Source organism: Microbacterium suaedae (genome assembly GCF_003254645.1).
Taxonomy (GTDB): Bacteria; Actinomycetota; Actinomycetes; order Actinomycetales; family Microbacteriaceae; genus Microbacterium; species Microbacterium suaedae.
In genome coordinates this window covers 30553-50392 of record NZ_PNFD01000006.1, presented here as the reverse complement: position 1 = coordinate 50392, position 19840 = coordinate 30553, and the positions used below count along the sequence as shown (strand labels likewise).

14 protein-coding genes are annotated in these 19840 nt (G+C 66.5%); 7 read left to right on the top strand and 7 right to left on the bottom strand.

The window, feature by feature from the left end; all coding sequences use genetic code 11:
- Positions 1 to 71: 71 nt before the first annotated feature.
- Positions 72 to 1961, bottom strand: coding sequence for a heavy metal translocating P-type ATPase (locus C0012_RS14730; RefSeq protein WP_110590430.1), 1890 nt, complete (start codon positions 1959 to 1961; stop codon positions 72 to 74).
- 214 nt (positions 1962 to 2175) lie between these two features.
- Here C0012_RS14730 and C0012_RS15605 point away from each other — a divergent pair, with 214 nt between their 5' ends.
- On the top strand, positions 2176 to 4833 hold the full coding sequence (locus tag C0012_RS15605) for a VWA domain-containing protein (protein WP_110590429.1): 2658 nt from the start codon (positions 2176 to 2178) through the stop codon (positions 4831 to 4833).
- Positions 4834 to 4917: 84 nt separating this feature from the next.
- On the opposite strand, the gene C0012_RS14720 is transcribed toward C0012_RS15605, so the two are convergent.
- The 6 genes from C0012_RS14720 to C0012_RS14695 all read right to left on the bottom strand — a co-directional run bounded on the left by C0012_RS14720 (position 4918) and on the right by C0012_RS14695 (position 13052).
- Positions 4918 to 5706 (bottom strand): heme ABC transporter ATP-binding protein, encoded by a 789-nt coding sequence (locus C0012_RS14720; protein WP_232527955.1) that lies wholly within the window; start codon positions 5704 to 5706, stop codon positions 4918 to 4920.
- Positions 5703 to 6722: a FecCD family ABC transporter permease gene (locus C0012_RS14715; protein ID WP_232527961.1), complete on the bottom strand. Its 1020-nt coding sequence runs from the start codon at positions 6720 to 6722 to the stop codon at positions 5703 to 5705. The genes C0012_RS14720 and C0012_RS14715 overlap by 4 nt, the downstream gene beginning before the upstream one ends.
- Before the next feature lie 59 nt (positions 6723 to 6781).
- Positions 6782 to 7909 carry a heme/hemin ABC transporter substrate-binding protein gene (locus C0012_RS14710; protein WP_110590427.1) on the bottom strand — a complete coding sequence of 376 codons (1128 nt, stop codon included), beginning with the start codon at positions 7907 to 7909 and terminating at the stop codon, positions 6782 to 6784.
- A complete protein-coding gene (locus tag C0012_RS14705; RefSeq protein ID WP_162621957.1) occupies positions 7906 to 8766 on the bottom strand; it encodes an HtaA domain-containing protein in 861 nt (286 codons plus the stop codon). The genes C0012_RS14710 and C0012_RS14705 overlap by 4 nt, the downstream gene beginning before the upstream one ends.
- A 38-nt stretch (positions 8767 to 8804) precedes the next feature.
- Positions 8805 to 11222 carry an HtaA domain-containing protein gene (locus C0012_RS14700; protein WP_162621956.1) on the bottom strand — a complete coding sequence of 806 codons (2418 nt, stop codon included), beginning with the start codon at positions 11220 to 11222 and terminating at the stop codon, positions 8805 to 8807.
- Between the two features lie 210 nt (positions 11223 to 11432).
- Positions 11433 to 13052 (bottom strand): LPXTG cell wall anchor domain-containing protein, encoded by a 1620-nt coding sequence (locus C0012_RS14695; RefSeq protein ID WP_162621955.1) that lies wholly within the window; start codon positions 13050 to 13052, stop codon positions 11433 to 11435.
- A 381-nt stretch (positions 13053 to 13433) separates the two neighbouring features.
- Here C0012_RS14695 and C0012_RS14690 point away from each other — a divergent pair, with 381 nt between their 5' ends.
- The 6 genes from C0012_RS14690 (at position 13434) to C0012_RS14665 (ending at position 19537) form a co-directional block, all read left to right on the top strand.
- Positions 13434 to 13739, top strand: a complete 306-nt coding sequence (locus C0012_RS14690) for a DUF2470 domain-containing protein (RefSeq protein WP_110590423.1) — start codon at positions 13434 to 13436, stop codon at positions 13737 to 13739.
- 59 nt (positions 13740 to 13798) lie between these two features.
- Positions 13799 to 14467, top strand: a complete 669-nt coding sequence (locus C0012_RS14685; RefSeq protein WP_110590422.1) for a biliverdin-producing heme oxygenase — start codon at positions 13799 to 13801, stop codon at positions 14465 to 14467.
- A 722-nt stretch (positions 14468 to 15189) separates the two neighbouring features.
- Entirely contained in the window at positions 15190 to 15930 is a 741-nt protein-coding gene (locus tag C0012_RS14680) for a hypothetical protein (protein WP_110590421.1), read from the top strand.
- Positions 15931 to 16422: 492 nt separating this feature from the next.
- Positions 16423 to 17283: a hypothetical protein gene (locus C0012_RS14675; protein WP_110590420.1), complete on the top strand. Its 861-nt coding sequence runs from the start codon at positions 16423 to 16425 to the stop codon at positions 17281 to 17283.
- 106 nt (positions 17284 to 17389) lie between these two features.
- On the top strand, positions 17390 to 18217 hold the full coding sequence (locus C0012_RS14670; protein ID WP_162622959.1) for a hypothetical protein: 828 nt from the start codon (positions 17390 to 17392) through the stop codon (positions 18215 to 18217).
- A gap of 198 nt (positions 18218 to 18415) precedes the next feature.
- Positions 18416 to 19537: a hypothetical protein gene (locus C0012_RS14665; protein ID WP_162621954.1), complete on the top strand. Its 1122-nt coding sequence runs from the start codon at positions 18416 to 18418 to the stop codon at positions 19535 to 19537.
- Positions 19538 to 19840: the final 303 nt, after the last annotated feature.

Genomic DNA, 19840 nt, shown 5'->3' with positions numbered 1-19840 from the left:
GCCGACAAGCGTCAAGAGTTGCGGAGCAGATCCGAGCGGAGTCCCGACGCTGAGATACCGCCAGCGGGGCCTCACCGAGAAGCCGGCGCAGCCGTTGCCGATTTCTGAGCCGAAAGCCCCGCAGCGGGCCCCTTGAGCGCCCGGAGCGCGTACAGGATGGTCGCGAGGTCGACGAGCTCCTGGACGAGTGCGCCGACGACGGCGGGGATGGCGCCGGTCATCGCGACGAACATGAGCCCCAGGCTCAGCGCGATCCCGATCCAGATCGCCGTGAGGGCGACGCGGAGCGTATGCCGACCGATCGATACGGCATCGACGACCTTCGCCAGCGAGTCCACCAGGATCACGACCTCGGCTGCGTCACCGGCGGCCGTCGCGCCCTTCGCCCCCATCGCGACGCCGATGTCGGCGGCGGCGAGCGCCGGCGCGTCATTGACCCCGTCACCGACCATCATCACCGGCCTCGGCTCGATCTCCGCGGCGAGCCGCACCTTGTCCGGCGGCAGCAGTTCGGCATGCACTTCCGCGATCCCCACTTGGCGCGCGACCGAATCCGCCGTCGATTCGACATCGCCGGTGAGCATGGCCAGCCGCGTGACATCGTGCGCCCGCAACCAGGAGACGACATCGGCCGCCTCGGGCCTCGGCGGATCGGCGAGCACGAGCACACCGGCGAATCGTCCGTCCACCGCGACGTAGGCCGCCGCTTCGCTCACATCGAGCGTCGCACGCACCGTGTCGGGGGCGAGCGAGGCGACGTATGCGGGCTTCCCGACGACCACGTCCCGACCATCGATACTCGCGACCACGCCGTTCGTTGCCTCTTCCCGTGCCTCGTCGGCGGCGTGCACAGCGAGCCCACGTGATCCGGCCGCGCGCCGGATCCCGTCGGCGAGCACGTGCGAGGAGTACTGTTCGGCCGAGGCGGCGAGCTGAAGGATCTCGTCTGCGTCGAAGCCGGCCGCAGGCCGGACGTCGACGAGTTCGGGGCGCCCCTGGGTGAGCGTTCCGGTCTTGTCGAAGGCAGCCGAACGCACGCGCGCGATCCGCTCGATGACCGCGCCTCCCTTCATGATCACCCCGGACTTCGCGGCGCGAGAGAGCCCCCCGAGGAAGGCGACGGGCGCGGCGATCAGCAGCGGGCAGGGCGTCGCGAGCACGAGCACCTCCGCGAATCGCGTCGAGTCTCCCGACACCGCCCAAGCCGCACCTGCGAGCACGAGAGAGACGGCGGTGAACGGAATTGCGAAGCGGTCGGCCAGACGCACGATGGGCGCGTGGGAATCCTCTGCCTCCCGCACGAGCTCGACGATCTGCTGATACTGACTGTCCGCGCTCGTGCGGACCGCCCGGATACGCACCGCGCGGCTACCGTTGACCGCACCGGACAGCACCTCTCCCCCGGCCTCGCGCGTGACGGGCATGCTCTCGCCCGTCAGAGAGGATTCGTCGAAGCTCGCCGTGTCGGTGAGGAGCGTCCCATCCACCGGAACGATCTCCGACGGGCGCACGAGCAGGAGGTCTCCGACCGAGACCTCATCCACGGGAATGTCGCGCACCTCGTCCGATCCCTCAGCCTGCGGATCCCGGAGCACATGCGCCGTACGCGGCGACCGGTCGAGCAGCGCCGACAGATCTCGCTTGGCCCGACGTCCGGCGAAGTCCTCGAGAGCTTCTCCGCCAGACAGCATCAGAACGATGATCAGCGAGGCGATGTACTCCCCGACAGCCAATGTCGCGACCATCGCCACCACCGCCAGGATGTCGAGCCCGACATGCCCGCGGATGACGTCCCTGACCATGCCGACCACGGTCCAGGCGACGATCACCGCGACGAAGCCGGTGGCGATCCATCGCCCGGCATCCGCCGCGCCGACGCCGTGCAGGATCAGCACCCCCGCGAGAACGACGACGGCGAGCGTGATCACCGGGTATCGCCAGAGGAGGCGGAAGATTCGCATACTTCAGCTTCCCGCGGATCCGTTCCGAGCACCACAGTCGAGGAGGCAGTGGCAGGTTTTTCCCTGCTCGACGGGGAGGATCCTTCAGTCTCCCGGAGGCTTCGTTCCGGGGTCTGCATCGCGGCTCTAACGCAAGCATCGACACTTGAAGGAAACTGTGAAAACCTGTTATCTGAGTCCACCAGCTAGTGGAGGATTCAGGGGGGAAACATCGATGAGAATCCTTCGGGGCGCATACGGCCGAGCGTTCGCGGCCCTTCTTGTGGCAGGCGTCGGGTTGGGGATCGGCGGAGGGGTTGCCCCCGTACAGGCGGATGTCGACATCGCTCCCGCGAGCGTTCCCACACCCACGTCTGACGAGTCGGTCGTCACGGTCGATGTGGGAGCAGACCGCAGCGGCACCCGCACGGTGACCCCTCTTGCAGGAGTGACGCTCGGACTCTTCGCGACTGCCGACGCGGCCGACCCTGTCGACCCGGTTTGGGGCGTGTGCGAATCCGACGCCGACGGTGACTGCAGTTTCGTCGTTCCGGGCACCACATCCGGAGGCGACAACAACGGTTCCCGGTTCTGGGTACGGCAGATCGATGCGCCCACCGGCTGGTACACGAATCCCTCGTTGCGCACGGGTGCGGGGTCGGGATCAGGGTCGGTCAACAACCCCTATAGGTTCCAGACTCCGCAGCTCCAAGCGGGCCAGACGTATAGCTCGACGTCGGACTTCATGTTCGGGACCGGGGCGAGCGGTAGCGCGCAGACTTCTTCTGAGGGAGTCTGGCAGCAATCTCGCACCAACCCCCCACTGCCCGAGCGGTGTGGCCTGGATATCGCCCTCGTGTTCGATCTGTCCGCGTCGGTCAGCACGAGCGAACTGGCCGAGCTCAAGGGTGCTGCGGACACCTTCACGGATTCCCTCGTTGGTACGCCGTCCCGAATGGCTGTGTTCTCATTCGACCGGTCCTCGCCAAGCTCCAGCGTCGGATCGAATCTGCCCGAGTTGAAGAACGTCTCGACTCAACAGGCCGCCGATGAGTTCAAGTCGGCGTATGCCGGCTGGTCCACGGGAAGCGGGACGAACTGGGATCAAGGCATCTGGGCGGTCGCGCAGGCCGATCCTCACTACGAGATCGCCGTTGTCATTACCGACGGAAACCCCACACGGTTCAGCGACGACCCCCTTCTCGGAAGCGGGTCTACCACCCACTTCCGAGACGTTGAGAACGGCATCTACTCAGCGAACGCTGTCAAGGCGCAGGGAACCCGCCTTCTCGCCGTCGGCGTCGGGAGCGGCGTCGACGACACGACGCGTCTCAATCTGCGAGCGCTCTCCGGCCCCACCCGCTTCGTCGGAAGCAACATCCTCGAGGCGGACTACATGGATGCCGTGGACTACGAAGCAGCCGGTGAGGCCCTCCGCGATCTTGTCCTCTCGCAGTGTGAGGGCTCGGTCAGCGTCTTCAAAGAAATCGTTCCGGCGCAGAACACGGGCGACGACATCACGGGTTCCGTACCCGCGGGAGAAGGATGGCAGTTCGCCGCGACCACCGATGTGACGGGAGCGGTCGTCGAACCGCCGACGGCCACAACGACTGCGGACGGGACCGGTGGCGTCAGCTTCAATGTGGGGTACCCCTCTGGCGTCGAGACAGCACCCATCGCGATCACCGAGTCGCAACAGCCAGGTTTCACGATGGTCTCCCCCGGGGGACAGAACGCCATCTGCACCGATCCGACAACCCGGGACCGAGTGGGGGTCACGAACGTCGACGACCCGACGAATCCCGGCTTCATCGTCGACGTGCCGAATGCCGCGCATGTCTCCTGCACCATCTACAACCAGCCATCCGCCGGAGTCGTGGTCGACAAGGTCTGGGTGATCGATGGCGAAACATACCCCGAGGGCTCCCAGCCCGCAGAGTTCCTGGCCCGGGCCGAGCTGACCGGCCCCGGTGAGACGGTCCTGAGCACACAGCCGTGGGGCGAAGCCCGAGAAGGCTACGACGTCGACGAGAGTCTCATGATCGACGAGACATGGGAGCTACCCGCAGAATGCTCCGTCACGCAGGCGCGAGTAACGGAGGTCGACGGCGCGCCCATCGACGCGGAGCTGCCGTACTCGACGACCGCGGGCCTCCCGTTCACGCAGGTCGAAATGACGAACGAAGTGTCATGCCCGACCTTCCTCTCACTCGTCAAGGTTGTCATCAATGACGACGGCGGCGTCGCGGAAGCTTCCGATTTCCAGCTGACCGCCGACGGTCCGACGTCGTTCGAAGGCGCCGCAGAGTCGCCCCTGGTTGAGGACATCGCGGTAACTCCCGGGGTGTACACCCTGGGTGAGTCAGGACCCGAAGGATACGACAGTCTCGGGTGGAGCTGCGTCGACGATGCTGGCCAGCCTGTCACCGTCGATCAGGACACCGTGAACCTGAGCCGCGGCAGCAGCACAACGTGCACTGTCACCAACGACGACCGTCCTGTGGTCACGCCAACTCCGACACCGGACCCCACGCCGACACCGGACCCGACACCGACGCCCGACCCGACACCGGATCCCACGCCGACACCGGACCCGACACCGGACCCCACGCCGACGCCCGACCCGACACCGGACCCCACGGCAACGCCCACGTCGGATCCCACGCCGACGCCGACGCCGACGCCGACAACGTGTCCCGAAGAGCCGACGCCGGCGCCGTGTCCCGGAGACCCGACTGCCGGTCCAGGGTCCGACGAACCGACCGGAGAGCCCCTTCCGAGCACCGGAACGGATGGCATCGCACTTCTGCCCGTCGGAGCGGCGCTCCTGATGATCGGCCTGGTGCTCTCGATGATGGCGCGGGCACGCCGTTCGCGAGACGGATCGCACTGACCACGGTTCCGGATCCCGCCTCTCGACTGTTCTGCACCGATGAGAATCGGAGGCTGAGCAGCCGAGGGGCGGTGCGGCGAGGTGTCAGAGTCCGCGTCGTGGCAGGACGACCGGCGCCCCCGTCCCGGGGTCGTCGAGGATGTTCACCGGCGTTCCGTAGACGGCTTCGATGCGCTCGGATGTGAGCACCGCGCGAGGTGCATCTCGGGCGACGAGGCGCCCGCCGTGCAGCATGGCGATCTCATCCGCGTAGGCCGCGGCCAGCGAGAGGTCGTGCAGAACCACGACCACGGCACGCCCGCGGGACGCGAGGTCTCGGGCGATGCGCAGTACCTGTTCCTGATGCTGCAGATCTAGTGCGGCGGTCGGTTCGTCGAGCAGCACGACCGCAGTGTTCTGCGCCAGCACACGCGCGAGCGACACACGCGCCTTCTCCCCTCCGGAGAGCGTCGGGAACATCCTGCGGGCCAGGTGGGCGGTGTCGGTGACAGCGATCGCCGCGGCGATGGCGCGCTCGTCGGCGGCATGATCCGTACCGCCCCACGGCGCCCGCCCCATCTCGACCACCTGCCGTGCGGTGAAGGAGAACGCCACCTGGTTGGCCTGCAGCAGAACGGCACGCGTTCGCGCGAGCTCCCTCGGAGACCACTTTGGCAACGGTCGCCCGCCCGCCACGACCATCCCTGATGTCGGCGGGATGTCCCCGGCGAGCAAGCCGAGGAGCGTGGACTTCCCTGCACCATTCGGTCCGACGAGCGCGAGCACCTCGCCGTAGCGCACGTCGAGATCGACGCCCGCGACGATGCGCGATCCGCCGATCCCGTACATCACCTGTTCCGCCTTCAGCGCGCTGGGCCGCATCATGCTGCTCATGCCCACCCTCCTGCTTTGCGGCGGTTGCGGCGAATAAGCCAGTAGAAGAACGGGCCGCCCACCAGCGAGGTGAGCATGCCGATCGGCAGATCGGACGCCGCCACGAGTGTGCGGGCCAGCAGATCGGCGTAGACGAGCAGAGTCGCTCCGCCCAGCGCCGAGACGAGCAGCAGCCTGCGGTGCGAGGGACCGAGGATCATGCGCACCAGGTGCGGGACGACCAGACCGACGAAGGCGATGATGCCGACGAAGGCGACGCCGACGCCGGTCAAGAGCGCCACCAGCACGACCGACAGAATGCGCAGACGCTCCACTCCGACGCCGAGGTGCGCTGCGGTGCGGTCGCCGAGGGCGAGGAGGTCGTACTGCGGCGCAAGGCGGATCGCGATCGCCGCGGCGACGAGCCCCACGAGGGCGACGACGAACACTTCGTTCCAGCGCGAACCGTTGATGGATCCCAGCTGCCAGAACATGATCTGCTCCCGGCTCTGCGTGTCTCCCAGGAACATGATCAGGGCGAGCCCCGCCCCGGCGAACGCGTTGATCGCGATCCCGGTGAGGAGCAGGGTGACCATCTCGGTTCTGCCCTGGGCGCGGGCCGTTCCGTACACGATGAGGGTGGCGACGAGCCCGCCGAGGAAGGCGAAGGTGGCGACCGTCCAGCCCCCGAATCCCGACAGACCGAAGGCGATCGCGGCGGACGCGCCGAGCGCGGCTCCCGAAGAGACGCCGACGACGCCCGGCTCTGCCAGGGGGTTGCCGAAGATGGCCTGCATCACGCCGCCCGCGACCGCGAGAGTCGCGCCCACGAGCAGCGACATCGCGACCCGCGGGAAGCGGATCTGCCACAGCGTCTGCTCGATGAGGCGGTCGTCCGGAGCCGCGTCGTTGTCGATCCCGACGGCGCGCACGATCGATCCGACGATCTCCCCAGGACCGATGGGGAGTTGTCCCAGGCTCGCTGCCAGGACCGCGCCGACGACGAGCAGCACGGAGGTCACCGCGATCACGGGCACGCCGCGCCCGGCGCAATCGTTGAGCTGCGGACTCGGAGGCGTCGTGGTTTCGGATATCGTCACCCGTCACCGTCCGTGACCTGTGGCGCGTACACGGCGCGGGCGAGCGCATCGATCACCTCGGCAGACCGCGGCCCGAAGGAGAGAACAGCGCCGTCATCCATGTCGACGATGCGATGGTGCTCCCCCGCGGTAGTGAGCGCGATCGCCGGCTTCTCCTCAAGAAGGCCCTCGACGCCGCCGACCGATTCGATGCCGCCAGTCATGGTGAGGATCAGATCGGGGTCGGCAGCGACGAGCGCTTCATCGGTCATGGGCCTCATTCCTTCCCAGCCGAGTTCGCCCGCCACATCCACCCCGCCGAGCGCATCGATCAGCTCGTCCGCGCCGGATTCCGAGCCGAACATGTAGTAGACGCCTGCGCCGCCGCGCAGGTAGAGGAACAGCATGCGCACGCGATCCTCGTCCTGCGCGGGTGCCAGTGCCGCAACCTCATCGACAGTGCTGGCGACCTCGTGGCGGATGCGGTCGGCGAGCAGCTCGCCCGCCTCGGCGGCCCCGTAGACCGCGGCGACCTGTCGGGCCAGTTCCTCGGCCCCCCGGAACGATGCGTCGTTCTTCACGAACACGACGGCGATGCCCACGTCGCGCAATTGTTCGATGACATCGCGCGGGCCCACCGTGCCGTCGGTGATCACGACGTCTGGCGCCAGGCCAATGACCGTCTCCGCGTTTACCGTATGCCCGCCCGAGGTGACCGCCTCGATGCCCTCGGTCCCGGGGAAGGTGGTGGACTGATCGCGTCCGACCAGAGTGTCGCCGAAGCCGAGCGCCCAGATGCTGGCAGCGATCGAGCCCGCGAGGTCGACGGCGACGACGCGGCTCGCGTCGGTGATCTGGATCTGCTCCTCGGTGCCGTCCTGGCGATACGAGGTGACCGTGGCGGGGAGCGATTGCTCTGGGTTCTCCGCAACCGGATGGATCTCGTTCTGCGTGAGCGTCGCGGTCGATGCTCCCTCATATTCGCGGGGGTCGTCGAGAGCGTTGAGCTCACTCAAGTCGGGGCGGGGCTCGGACTCCGTCGCCTCGTCGCCGGTGCCACTCTCGGCACATCCGGCCAGGAACGCCATGGCGACGGCGAGAGCCGCGACGATGGTGAAGAGCCGCCGGGGCAATCCCGCGCTCATGGGGCATCTCCCGACTGCTCCCCGCCGCTCGCGTCGCGCGATGCGACACCGGAGCGGGGAAGGCGGCCTCCGATCAGCAGGCCGGCAGTGAGACCGATGATGAGCAGCGCGGCGCCGCCCACACCGATCGGAAACCACGGAACGTCACTCGGCGCGGTGGCGAGGGACTGTGCCTGCGGCTGATCAGCCTCTGCCTGCACGCCGTCGTCCACCGACGCGGCGGGAGCGGCGGCATCGCAGGCGCCGAGCTCGAGCGTGAGCGCGAGCGGATCGAGATCCGCCCCTGCCTCATAGAATCCGGCGAAGGCTCCCGCTCCAGAGTTCGTCAGGGTGACCGGCGCATCGTCGATGACCAGTTCCCCGCCACCCGGCGGAAGATCCGGGTCGGCGCTGATGTCGCCGACCCATTCCTGCTCTGCGTCGACGGCGATCTCGCCCTCCATATCGTTGCTCCGCGCGTCGAGAAGCAGCGCGGCATCGCCCTGCCCGTCGAACTCGATCGTCGGGTTCGCGAGCGTGAGGTCGAGCACTCCGTCGTGGCCGGTGAAATGCACCGTCCCGACGAATGACGCGGCGCCGACTCCTGTCTCGGGGTCGAAACTCCCCGTCGCGCCGCTCCAGCGGAACTGCGGCGTGTCGTACTCGGCGCCGCCCGAGGTCTCCCACGAACCATTGGCGATCGTCCCGCTGATGTACGCTCGGAAGCTCTCTTTCACGCCCCAGGCGAGAGTGCCGCCGGTGACCTCGCAGCCGGTCGCCGCGTCCGCGACTGCGGGCGCGGCGGGCGGCGCGAGCACGGCACCGATTGATAGAGCGGTCGCCACCGCGCCGGCGCGCATGAGGAAACGAGGATTCACGGGGTCCTTCTCTCTCCGAGGTTTGACGGACATGGGGGCTACGCAGCCGCAACAACGGGCCGGTCGGCGCGCCGCTGCCGAATCGCGAGGATCGACGTGCATCCGGCGATCGCGACGAGGCTCGCGGCGATCGTCCACCACTCCCACAGCCCCATGCCGCCCGCCGGAGCCAGCTGCCCCGGTGCGACAGGCGTCACGTCCCCGCCTGCGGGCGGAGCAAGATCCGCCGTACCTGCGAAGAGGGATCCTTCCGGCTCGAGGATCGTGATCTCGGCACCGGCATCGATGCTGCCCTGCAGGGTGATGACGTGGTCACCCGTGACGTCGTCGGGAAGGGTGCCGGACCAGCGCACGAGACCGTCGGCGTCGGCGCTCGCATCCTCATCGAGCACGATCGGCCCCGTGTCGTCACCGTTGCCGTAGAGCACGACGAGGACCCCGGTGTCATCCGCTTCGAACCCGGTTGCCTGCACCTGGATGCGGCCGCCCGAGTGGATCCGCTCGGCGGAGGTGAGGACTTCCAGCCCCGTCACGCTCGGAGCGGTATCCGCAGCCGAGTAGTTCCTGTCCTCGTCGCCAGCCGACGTCGAGCCGAACATCTCGGCGCTCGCCGCGCCAACCGTGAACGTCAGCTCGTCAAAGCCGACGCTGTTCGAGCTGCCGACCCCGGGGCCTCCCGTGAGCGAGCCTTCGATACGGACGCCCGTCCAGGTGACCGCCCCGTTCTCCCCCTCGGTCTTCGACGCGGAGGAGAGGTCGAGCGGATACGAGGAGGCCCCGAAACTCGCGGTGTTCCCCGTGTGCAGCGTGGCGGATGCCGGGCTGTGGACGGTGATGGCCGGGTTCGACACGGAGAACATCGTCATGCCGTATCCCTGGAAGCTCACCACCCCCGAGTAGCGGATCGTTCCCGTGTGATTCTCGTCGTCCCAGTCGCTCCCGGTCGCCTGCGGGAAGAGATACCCCTCGCCGACGCCGCTGGTCGAGACGCTGCCCTGGGCGCAGTGGCTGTATCCGAAGCGTTCCTTGCCCTCGCAGGTGGTGTAGGCGACGAACGCGCTCGACACGCTCCACCGCAATGAGCCGGCCGTCGCCGAGCTCTCCGCCGTCGCAGGCACCGGAGGATCCTGAGGCGGATTCGGGGCTTCGTCGGCGCGATGATCCTGGGTATTCGGAGAGTCGGCGACGCCGGTATCGCTGGCCTGCCCGATCGTGAACGTCACCCGGTCGAGGGGCTCTCCGGCGCTGTAGAACTCGTGCCCCTGGTAGGAGAAGAACTGCGCACCCGCGCGCGTGAGTGTCGCGGGCGCGCTGCGGAAGCGCACCGCTCCGCCATCGAGTTCGAGTCGCGTGGCCGATGAGAGATCGATGCTCGCGAATTCGATCGTGCTGCCGTCGTAGTCGATCCGCAGTTCCGCGCTCTCCGGGCCCGTGATCCGGATCGACGGGTTCGCGATGGTGTGGTTCAGGGCGCCACTGTGGCCGAAGAATGTCACCTGGCCCGCGTACTGGACTGTTCCCAACTCGCCGTCCCAGGTGCTGCCGGAGGAAGCCTGCGGGAAGGTGAGCACCCCGTTGCCGTCAGCCTGCTCCGCTCCCCCGGCGACGGTGATCCTGCCGCCCGCGATATCGCCGGTCACGTAGCTGCGGAAGTTGCTCTTCACGCCCCATTGCAGACTGCCTTCCGCCGAGCGTTCGCTGATCGTGATCGACACGCTCTCGGAGGCGGACTCCGCAGCGTCTTCGGCCTCCGGGACGAAACGGGCGGTGATGCTGTGTTCGCCGAGCGGCAGTTTCTTCGTCGTCATCTCGGCGGTGCCGTGGACTGTCTGCACCGAGTGGCCGAGCTGATCCTCTCCGTTCCAGAACGTGACGATGCCGGCGATGTCGGGGGCGATCTTCGCCCTCAGCGTGATCTCCTCACCGATATACGCAGAGGAGGAGCTCGCGGAGAGGGAGACAGCCGCCCTTTCCGGCTCGCCAGCCGGGAAGAGTGTGGCCCAGTCGATGGTGATGTTGGTGCGGGCGTAGAGGTTCGCCTCCGTCGGGAAGGATCGCGACGGCCACGAGATGACTTCGTAGCTGCCGGATGCTTCCAGGTCTTCGGCAGGGATCGACAGAACGTCGCTGATCCTGCCGTCGTCGTCGATGCTCGCAGAGATCGATGCCTGCGTGTCTTCCACGGCCGCCAGATCCGAGTCCTTTTCGATCACCGTGAAGTATGCATGGGGACCGTCCTGGCCGGGCAGCGCCTGAACGTCGCCAAAGCCCGCGCCGTCGATCGCGATTTCGATGCGTTCATCGGGGATCTCGGTCACCGCCGTCGTGAATGAGGGAGGTGTCGTCTCGTTCGCGACCTCCGCCGGCTCGACCGAGGGATCCGCTGCGGTCGTCGCGTGCGCGGCCAGCGGGGCAAGAAGCATCCCTCCGAAAACCAACGCCGCGGTGGCCAGCACGCTGACAGCCCCGCGCACGGACACGGATCTCGCCACAGTGCATCACTTCCCGGTTGTTCTCAGTCGGTCGTCGTTCATACGTTCATCGCGGATCCGCGGATCGGCCGCGGACCTTCGCGTCGGCTGCCGCACGACACGGCCCGTCCTCCGGCGGCGGTGTCGCCGCCGGAGAACGGATCGGATCGCGAGCCGATGCAGCAGGTGCTGTCGTCAGCGAACGCTGCCGGCGCTCGCGCGGCGGCTCGCCACCAGGACGGCGGCTCCCAGCAGCGTCAGAACACCCGCGATCCCCACAAGGACGTTGGTGGCGTCCGTGCCGGTCGCGGCAAGGGATCCGCTCCCTCCGCCGCCATTCGTCGCCGCGCTCGGGGTGGCGACGCCACCGGCGGCACCGTCATTCTGAGCATCGTCGTCCGGGCTTCCGTCCGCGCGAACCTCGAAAGCGGCGCTGTACGAATCTGAGCCGTCCGCAGATGCAAAGGTGACCGTGTGCTCGCCCGTTTCGAAGTCGTCGGGGACGGTCCACGTCGTCGAAGCGACGCCGTCCGCTCCCGCCGTCGCGGCCTCCAGCACGACAGGATCAGATTCGACGGTCACGGTGAACTGCGATCCCGCTGCAACCGGCCCGGCGGCGAACTCGATGGCGTCGCCCTGCGTCACAGACGAGACGGCCTCGCCGTCGGCGCCGGTGATCGTGACGGTGACGGGGGTCTCGTTGCTGGGGGTCTCCTCGCCGGGAGTTTCCTCCCCCGGAGTCTCCTCACCGGGCTCTTCCCCACCGGGGATCTCCTCGCCCGGGGTCTCGTTTCCGGGAGTCTCCTCCCCCGGAGTCTCCTCGCCGGGAGTCTCCTCACCGGGCTCTTCCCCACCGGGGATCTCCTCGCCCGGGGTCTCGTTTCCGGGAGTTTCCTCCCCCGGGGTCTCCTCACCGGGGATCTCCCCACCCGGGATCTCCGCGCCGGGGAAGAGAGCAGCCCAGTCGATAGTGATGTCGGTCCGGGCGTACAGGTTCTCTTCGCTCGGATTGGATCGCGACGGCCACGAGATCACCTCATACGAGGCGCCCTCCACCAGTTCGTCAGCCGGAACCGACAGAACATCGCTGAGCGTTCCGTCAGCCTCGATCGATGCCGAGATCGCCGTGTCCGTCTGGCTCACGTCCGAGAGTTCAGAGCCCTTCTCCACCACCGTGAAGTACGCGTGCGGCTCGGTCTGCCCCGGCAGCACCTGCACGTCGTCGTATCCCGCGCCTTCGATCGCGATGTCGATCCCCTCGTTCGGGGCCTCCGTTACATCCGCCGTGAAACTCGGCTGCGCCGGCTGCGGCTGCGCTTCCGCGGGGAAGAGTGCCGTCCAGTCGATCGTGACGTCTGCACGGGCATAGAGGTTTGCCTCCGTCGGGAACGAGCGGGACGGCCACGAGATCACCTCGTACGCCGTGCCCTCCTCCAGCTCGGCTCCCGGGACCGAGAGGACATCGCTGACCGTGCCGTCAGGCGCGACCTCCGCGGAGATCGCGGTGTCCGCCTGACCCACCTCCGACAGATCCGATCCCTTCTCCGTCAGAGTGAAGTACACGTGCGGCTCGGTCTGCCCCGGCAGCGCCTGGACGTCGCCGTAGCCGTCACCTTCGATCGCGATATCGATCCGCTCGTTCGCGATCTCGGTCACGTCGGCCGTGAATTCTGGCTGCGTGGCCGCGTGCGCGGCCATCGGGGCGAGGATCGCCCCTCCGAGCGCCAATGTAGCGGTGGCCAGCAGGCCGACCGCTCGCCTCCTGCGCTGTGCGCCGCGCACGGACGGCGGTGTGATCGATGCTGTCTCTGCCATGCGATTCCGTTTCCTCCGAAAGGTAGAATCAGCGTGGCCGCGCGGCCCCGCTGTTTTCAGGCGCGCCACTGGCGCGTGTCAGCCTGAGGCCGGCGGCTGGGAGCGGGCGCTGCTTCTTGGTAGGGAGGGCGCTCGCTCCGCCAACTCGGTTCGGCCGATACCCGGCCTCAGGCAGTTCTGCTTCCGAGCCCCGATGCGCCCGTGGGCGAATCGCTACTCAGGTGAACCTAACTAAGGTCACCCTAAGCGACCCCTGGATCACCCGCAACCCTCTTCTCGGGGCACTGCAACCTCGACACTCACGCGCCGATCAGATCGAGTAAGGTTTGGCTAACCTATCTGGCGCGACTGTGTCGGAGAACGAAAAAGAGGTGCCAGGCCATGACACATCAGTTCCCTGCGGACGTCGTCGATGCCGTGCTCCGGCATATGAACGACGACCATCGAGACGACAATGCCCTGATCGTTCGAGCGTTCGTCGATTCATCCGCCGCGAGTGCGACGATGACCGGCTTCGATGGCGACGGGGGCGAATGGAGCATCGTCGCCAGCGACGGGTCGACGACGACGGCCCGTGTGTCGTGGCCTGGCGGTTCGATCACGGATCGGCCGTCCGTCCGCCGCGAAGTCGTCGCCCTGTACGACGCCGCCTGCGTGAAACTCGACGTCACGCCCAGGCCGCACTGACCACATCAGCCGTAGAACGCCGCACCTGCGTGCGGCGGTGAGGACGACAGACCCACACCATGACAGACACGACTCCCCTCCCCCTCTCGGCCCTGATCCGCGAGCGCACGAAGGACGCGCACTCCTCCAGCGAGGGCGCCGGGTTCATGTCGTCTCTGCTGCGCGGTGAGCGCTCGCGCGACGACTACATCGCGCTCGTCGCCCAGCACTTCTTCATCTACGCCGCCCTCGAGTCCGGCGCGGACCGGATGCGCGAGGATCCCATCGCGGCGCGATTCATCACGAACCGCCTCACCCGCCTGCCCGCCATCGAAGCCGATCTGGAGTTCCTGCTCGGACCCGATTGGCGCGACCGGATCACCGCCCTCGACGCGACGGCACGCTACGCGACGCGGATCGAGCAGGTTGCGGAAACGTGGCCGGGCGGGTTCGTCGCGCACCACTACACGCGCTACCTCGGCGACCTCTCCGGCGGCCTCCACATCGGCAGAGTGATCAAGCGCCAATTCGGATTCGACACCAACGGCGCCCGCTTCTATGTCTTCGACGATGTCGCCGACCCGACCGAGTTCAAGAACGCCTACCGCGAGCAGCTGGACGACGCGCCCTGGGCTGAGGACGAACGTGAGCGCGTCATCGCGGAGGTCCTGTGCGCCTATCGGTTCAACACCGAAGTATTTGAGCAGCTCGCCGAAGCACACAGCCCGGGCGGTGTGGTTGTCGGCTGACCACGGAGGTCCGGGGCGCCGGACGCGACGGGGATCTCGGATCCGGGGACGGTACGCAATCGGCGGCGATGTATCGAGTAGCACGGTCAAGCGCCCTGACACGGACGGGGAGGGATCCGCGTGGTCGTTCAACCGCCGTGGTGTGGCAGCTGGAGGTGGCTCGCTGAGCGACTGGCCTGACGGGATTTGAGCCTGCGACCCCTTGGAGGATCCGGTCGATTTCCGGTCTTCGCCGATCGTCTCGGGAACTCGCGGATCCCCTTGTGTTCACAGGGAACCGGGCGGTTCGCTTGGTACGAGTGTAGCCGGTTGGTGGCGGGTCGTGGCGGGTGATTAAGGTGGGTTCCTGATGGGTCAGGCCAGACTCACGCCAAGAACAATTGACGGGCTCGCACGGGATCCGGATGGACTGGCGGATCGCTGATCGGTGGCCAGCGCCCACGATGTCCAGCTGCGTGGTGTCGTTCGGATTCAGGAGGTTGACGAACGGCTCGGCGCGTTTGGAAGCCTCGACCCGACGAAGCATCGGTGGTCGTGCGCATAGGGAGCCGCTATCGCGCAAAGCAGCTGGCGGTGCAGACGCGCACTAGACGCCACGCACGACTCGTCCTGTCCGCGCAATGACAGCCCAGGGCTCACGACGCGATTCCACGCACGTTCAGCCACCGGCTACCGGTCACACATGCCGAACGCGCACGGATGTCGTGAGGCAAGATAAGCGTGTGAATGATCTCGAAGGCCTCGTCCCTCCACATGAGCCCGCAGAGGACGCGATCGCATTCGCTGGGCGCGCAGCTCTGTCGCTAATCCCTGCCGTCGGGCCGCTCGCATCGGAGTCGCTCGCATACGCCCTGGAAGCTCGCCAGGCCCAGCGACAGCACGACTTCAACGTTCAGATCGCCCGCGCACTCACGGATACGATGCAGCGCCTCGACGCCTCCGCAACTCTTGAGGATGTCGTTAGCTCGGAAGACTTCATAGCTGGGGTCACGCGTGCTCAGCGAGCTGCCGCGGAGACCGCGAGTTCATCCAAACGGCGACGGCTGGCCGCTGCCGTTGCGAATGGCGGGGGGTGGGCGCTCTTCTCCGCAAGTGAGCGAGCGCAGTTCGTCCGCCTCGTCGAAGACTTCGACGAGTTGCACGTGTGGCTGCTCCACTACTTCCAGAACCCAGCGGAGTGGCTTCAGGCCCGCGGCTTGTACGAGGCGCATTCCCGGGTTTCCTCGGGCGGCATCGATGGCCCGCTCGGTGCGGCGCTTGGCATGCGACAGAGCGTGTGGCGGGAATCAGTCACTCAAGCTGTCGCGGACCTCGACCGTGCCGGGCTTGCTTCCATCCCGCTGACCACGATGATGAGCCGGAGCGGGATCTTCCAGTCCCGCACCTCGCCAAAGGGAGCACGCTTCCTCGAGTTCATTAACGAGCCTGACCACATCGCCGCGGAGCCACCTACCTTGACCTAGATCGAAGGGGCGGAGATCGGAGCCACGGAGGTCCCGCTCACAGGTACATGGCCCTACTCGTGGCGACCGAATGCCGACCGCTAAAGGCTCGTCCGCGCCACGCGGTCGACGGAACCGCGCCCGGTTCCTGTCGTCCGGGGCATCGCAACTCAACGAAGATCACCCTTGGGATTCTCGCCGCTCGAAGGTTTACCGTTGAAAACCGCGAAGCTCCCGACTTCCTTGCCAAGGGTCTCGCCGTAGGTCTCACGTGTGGGTTTCTCACATCCGCCGCCACCTACGCCCACTGTTTCAACCACTGACCAGAGGTTACTCCTACCATGACGCCCTCGCAAAGGAGCCTTGTCCTAAGCGGTAGCAGTCATAGCGGAACCCACCTTGTACGCCAGGAGCGAACTACCGGGAATACCGAGCATAATACCGGTAAAACTGGCAAGGCGATGACGCCTTCTCACGCATCGCTGGGAATTCAGCTGGGACTGGAGTTTATACATGACTGATGCAACGACGACTGACCAGAAAGACACCGCCGAAGCAGCCGCGCGGCTGCGCTCCAAAAACGGCGTACCGAAGCTCGGCCTCGTCACGATCGATTCGTACGCGCAGAAGATCTGGGGTGCGGCGCGCAAGGCCGACGTGGCCCCCGTGATTATCGCTCGCGCGATCACGGGCAGGGATGACTCGATGGCAAGCGGCGGCACCTGGGCAAAGCGCCTCGGTGCGCTGCGCCTGTACAACGTCGTCGACAAGGGTGCTGACGGAGTTACCGTCAAGCTCTCCCCTCTCGGCATCGCCCTCTCGAACACCACCGACGAGGCCGCGCACTCAAGGGCGCTGAAGGACGCGGTGCTCGGCGTCGCCGCCTATGCGCAGGTGCTCACTCGCTACGACGGCGGGTCACTCCCCGAGACGAGCATCGTCGCGAGCGAGTACGAGTATGCGTACGAACTGTCCAAGAAGGATGCCGCAGAAGCGGCGAAGACCTTCGTCGACAGTGCGAAGTACGCCGGCCTCGTCAACGACGACGGACAGGTGAACCTCGCGGGCGTGACTCTTCCCGATCTTGAACAGCCCGCCGGTGAGATCACCCCGCCGTCGAACAACGGCGCGCCGGGTGCGTCACCCGCTGCCCCTGCCACCCCTCCTGCAGCGCCCCAAATGCCTCGGGTGAACGTGGACACCACCCCGAGCGTCCAGAACGTGCCCCCGACACCGGCGGTGCAGCCCCTGCCCGCTGGTGCAGCACCCGTTGCACTGAGCGTGAAGCTTGACATGAGCGGCTGGGCCGTCGAAGACGTCCTGCGGGTGCTCGATGCCCTCGGCTACGAGGGCACTTCGCGTGAGTCCGTCTGAAAATGAGGGGTACCTCCTGTTCAGCGTGACACAGGAGGTACTCCTCGACGGGATCAAGAACGTCGGCACGGGTGGCTACGTCGACAGCGGCAACGACACGAAGACGGTGCTCGAACTTGCCGGCCTGTTCAAAGCGGATGACGGCAACGACGCCGAACTGTCGGAAGCCGGGGTTGATCTCTACCGCGCCGCATTCATCGTCCGGGATGCTGAGGCGACGAACCGCCTCCTCGGCCAGGCGCTGCGCGCACTCCTCCCGATCCAGGTTCTTGCGCAGGAACTTGGAAACTATCCCGCGATCCCCGAGGAGGGCGCGGTCAGCCTTCTCGCCCTCCATCGCGTCGTCGGTCCCGAGTTCACCGCCGACCTCGCGCGCCCGACCTTTAGGTGGATGAACGACCTCGGGGTGATCGTCTACTCGCGTCAGAAAAAGACCGTCCGATTTCTTCCGGACGACCCCGGCGCTGCCAAGGCGGGCGAGGTCGCGAACCTGAGCGCGATGATCTCGCCGCGCACTCCCTACTCGAACGTAGCCCGGCTCCGGAGGCTCCTCCGCACAATGACCAGCGTCGTCACCTGGGCAGACCAACACTTCGGCGCACGGGCATTCGAGGAACTGGTCGACGAGCTCGACCCCATCAAGGTCACTGAGGTTCGGATCATCTCCGGGAACGCCTCGAGTGTCGTATCCCCCAGGAGCTTCAAAGATTACGAGCGCGTCCGCGAGGAGATGAAGCTCAAGGGCATCACGGTCGAGTGGCGCGTCGATGGGACCCGCGAATGGCACGACCGCTGGCTGGTTGACGCGAAGAGCGTCCACAACCTGCCGCCTGTGAATAGCCTCTATGCGAACCAGTACTCGGAGATCCTGGCGAGCAATGAGAATCCGCCCGTCGATGAATGGTGGGCGCGTGCAACTGCGCGCACGGCTTGACGAGCCAGTAGCGTGAACATCGTGAAGTCGACGCCCACGCCGACTCCCACACCGCCGAGCAGCACGATCGTGTGCGCGGTCAGTGAGTTGACGCAGTCAGATTGATCTACGCCGATGCCGGCTGCGGTCGCACAGCGTTCGTGATGCACGCGAGCCTCCGCTCAGCGGCCAATGCCCGTTTGCGGATACTGTCAGCGCATGGTGTTGAAGAAGTTGCCTCGAAATGCAGCGATGGACGGCGTCGACCTGTACCGCAGGATCGACGTTCCCACAGACGGCTCGGGCCTGTCCGATCCCGCCCGTATCGACGCGTTCGTGAAAGAGCTGCGCACCAACCTGACGCAGAGCCTAGGCACACCTTCGACCGTAGATGGATGGCGGGCTCAGGCACTGTTCGCGTCGCTGGTGGCCGCGCTGGATGAGTGCGATCTGATGACTCTCGTCGACACTGGGGAGATCTACTACGCCGACGAGAGCGTGAAGGCACCGGACTATTTCCTACACTTGCGCTCCGGCCGGCGGATCCTCGTCGACGTGAAGAACGTCGATTTGCGACGCGATGATCCACTCGAGATGCCTATCAAGTTCTCTTCTTCCGAAGTCGCTCGGCTACGTGTCTTCGGCGACCGCTTCGGCGCTGAGGTGTTCCTCGCTTTGTACATCCCAGCGATGGCTACCTGGTCACTGGTTGACCTCGCCGACCTCGCCGACGGACCGGGCGGCGGCAAACGGATCACTATTCATCAAGCTTTGTTGCGCAATCAGCTCGCCTCACTCGGCGACCGGTATGTCGGTACGGCCTACCCACTCGAGTTTGTCTTGCGTCGCGATCCCTCGGAATCCTCAACGGTGGGGTTCGATCAGGAGGGGCACCAAAGCGTCCAGTTCCGAGTGGGCGCGGTCGAACTGCTCGCTGGAGGCGTACCGATCACCGACCCTCAGGAGCGGCGCATCATCCAGTTCTTCATGCTCTACGGCCCTTGGAACGAAGAGGAGGTTCCACTCATCGTCGATGGTGAGCTCGTCGAGGTACGGTGGCGGTTCACACCAGACGAGACACACGACGGCGGGAAAGAACTGCTAGGCACGTTAGCCTCGATGTACTCCCGGATGTTCGAGTATCAGACCACCAGCGACAGCGGTGCGGTTGCCCTCGACATCGACGTCGAGCCCGGTACTCTCATCACTCTAATCCCCCACGATTTCGATTTTGAGGCGGCGACGCTTCCCTTGATGCTCCTTTCTCCGTCCCCAGGGGAGGGCACAGAGGGCCAGATTGCAACGTCAGTCGCGTACTCTCGCAATAGTCGGGGACGGTGAAGAGCGGCGCTACAACCAGGAGATATGAGAGTGACTGCTGCGCGAGTGGGTGTCATCAGATCTGGCCTGCGCGAAGCGGCCCGTTCAACGCGCAGTGCCCGCAAGAGGAGCCTCCAACGAGCTGATTGAGCTCGCAGCATAGCCAGCCAAGCTGCGACCGACGGCGAGGCGTGTTCTGGTCGAGCGCTGCGCCCCGACGGGCGTCATTCTCGCCAGATGATCTGGTACGGATCTGCGCACGCTCACCCCGATAGACATAGGCGAGCACCACTGTTGGGGCTCCGTGAGTGTCTTCAGGTGCAA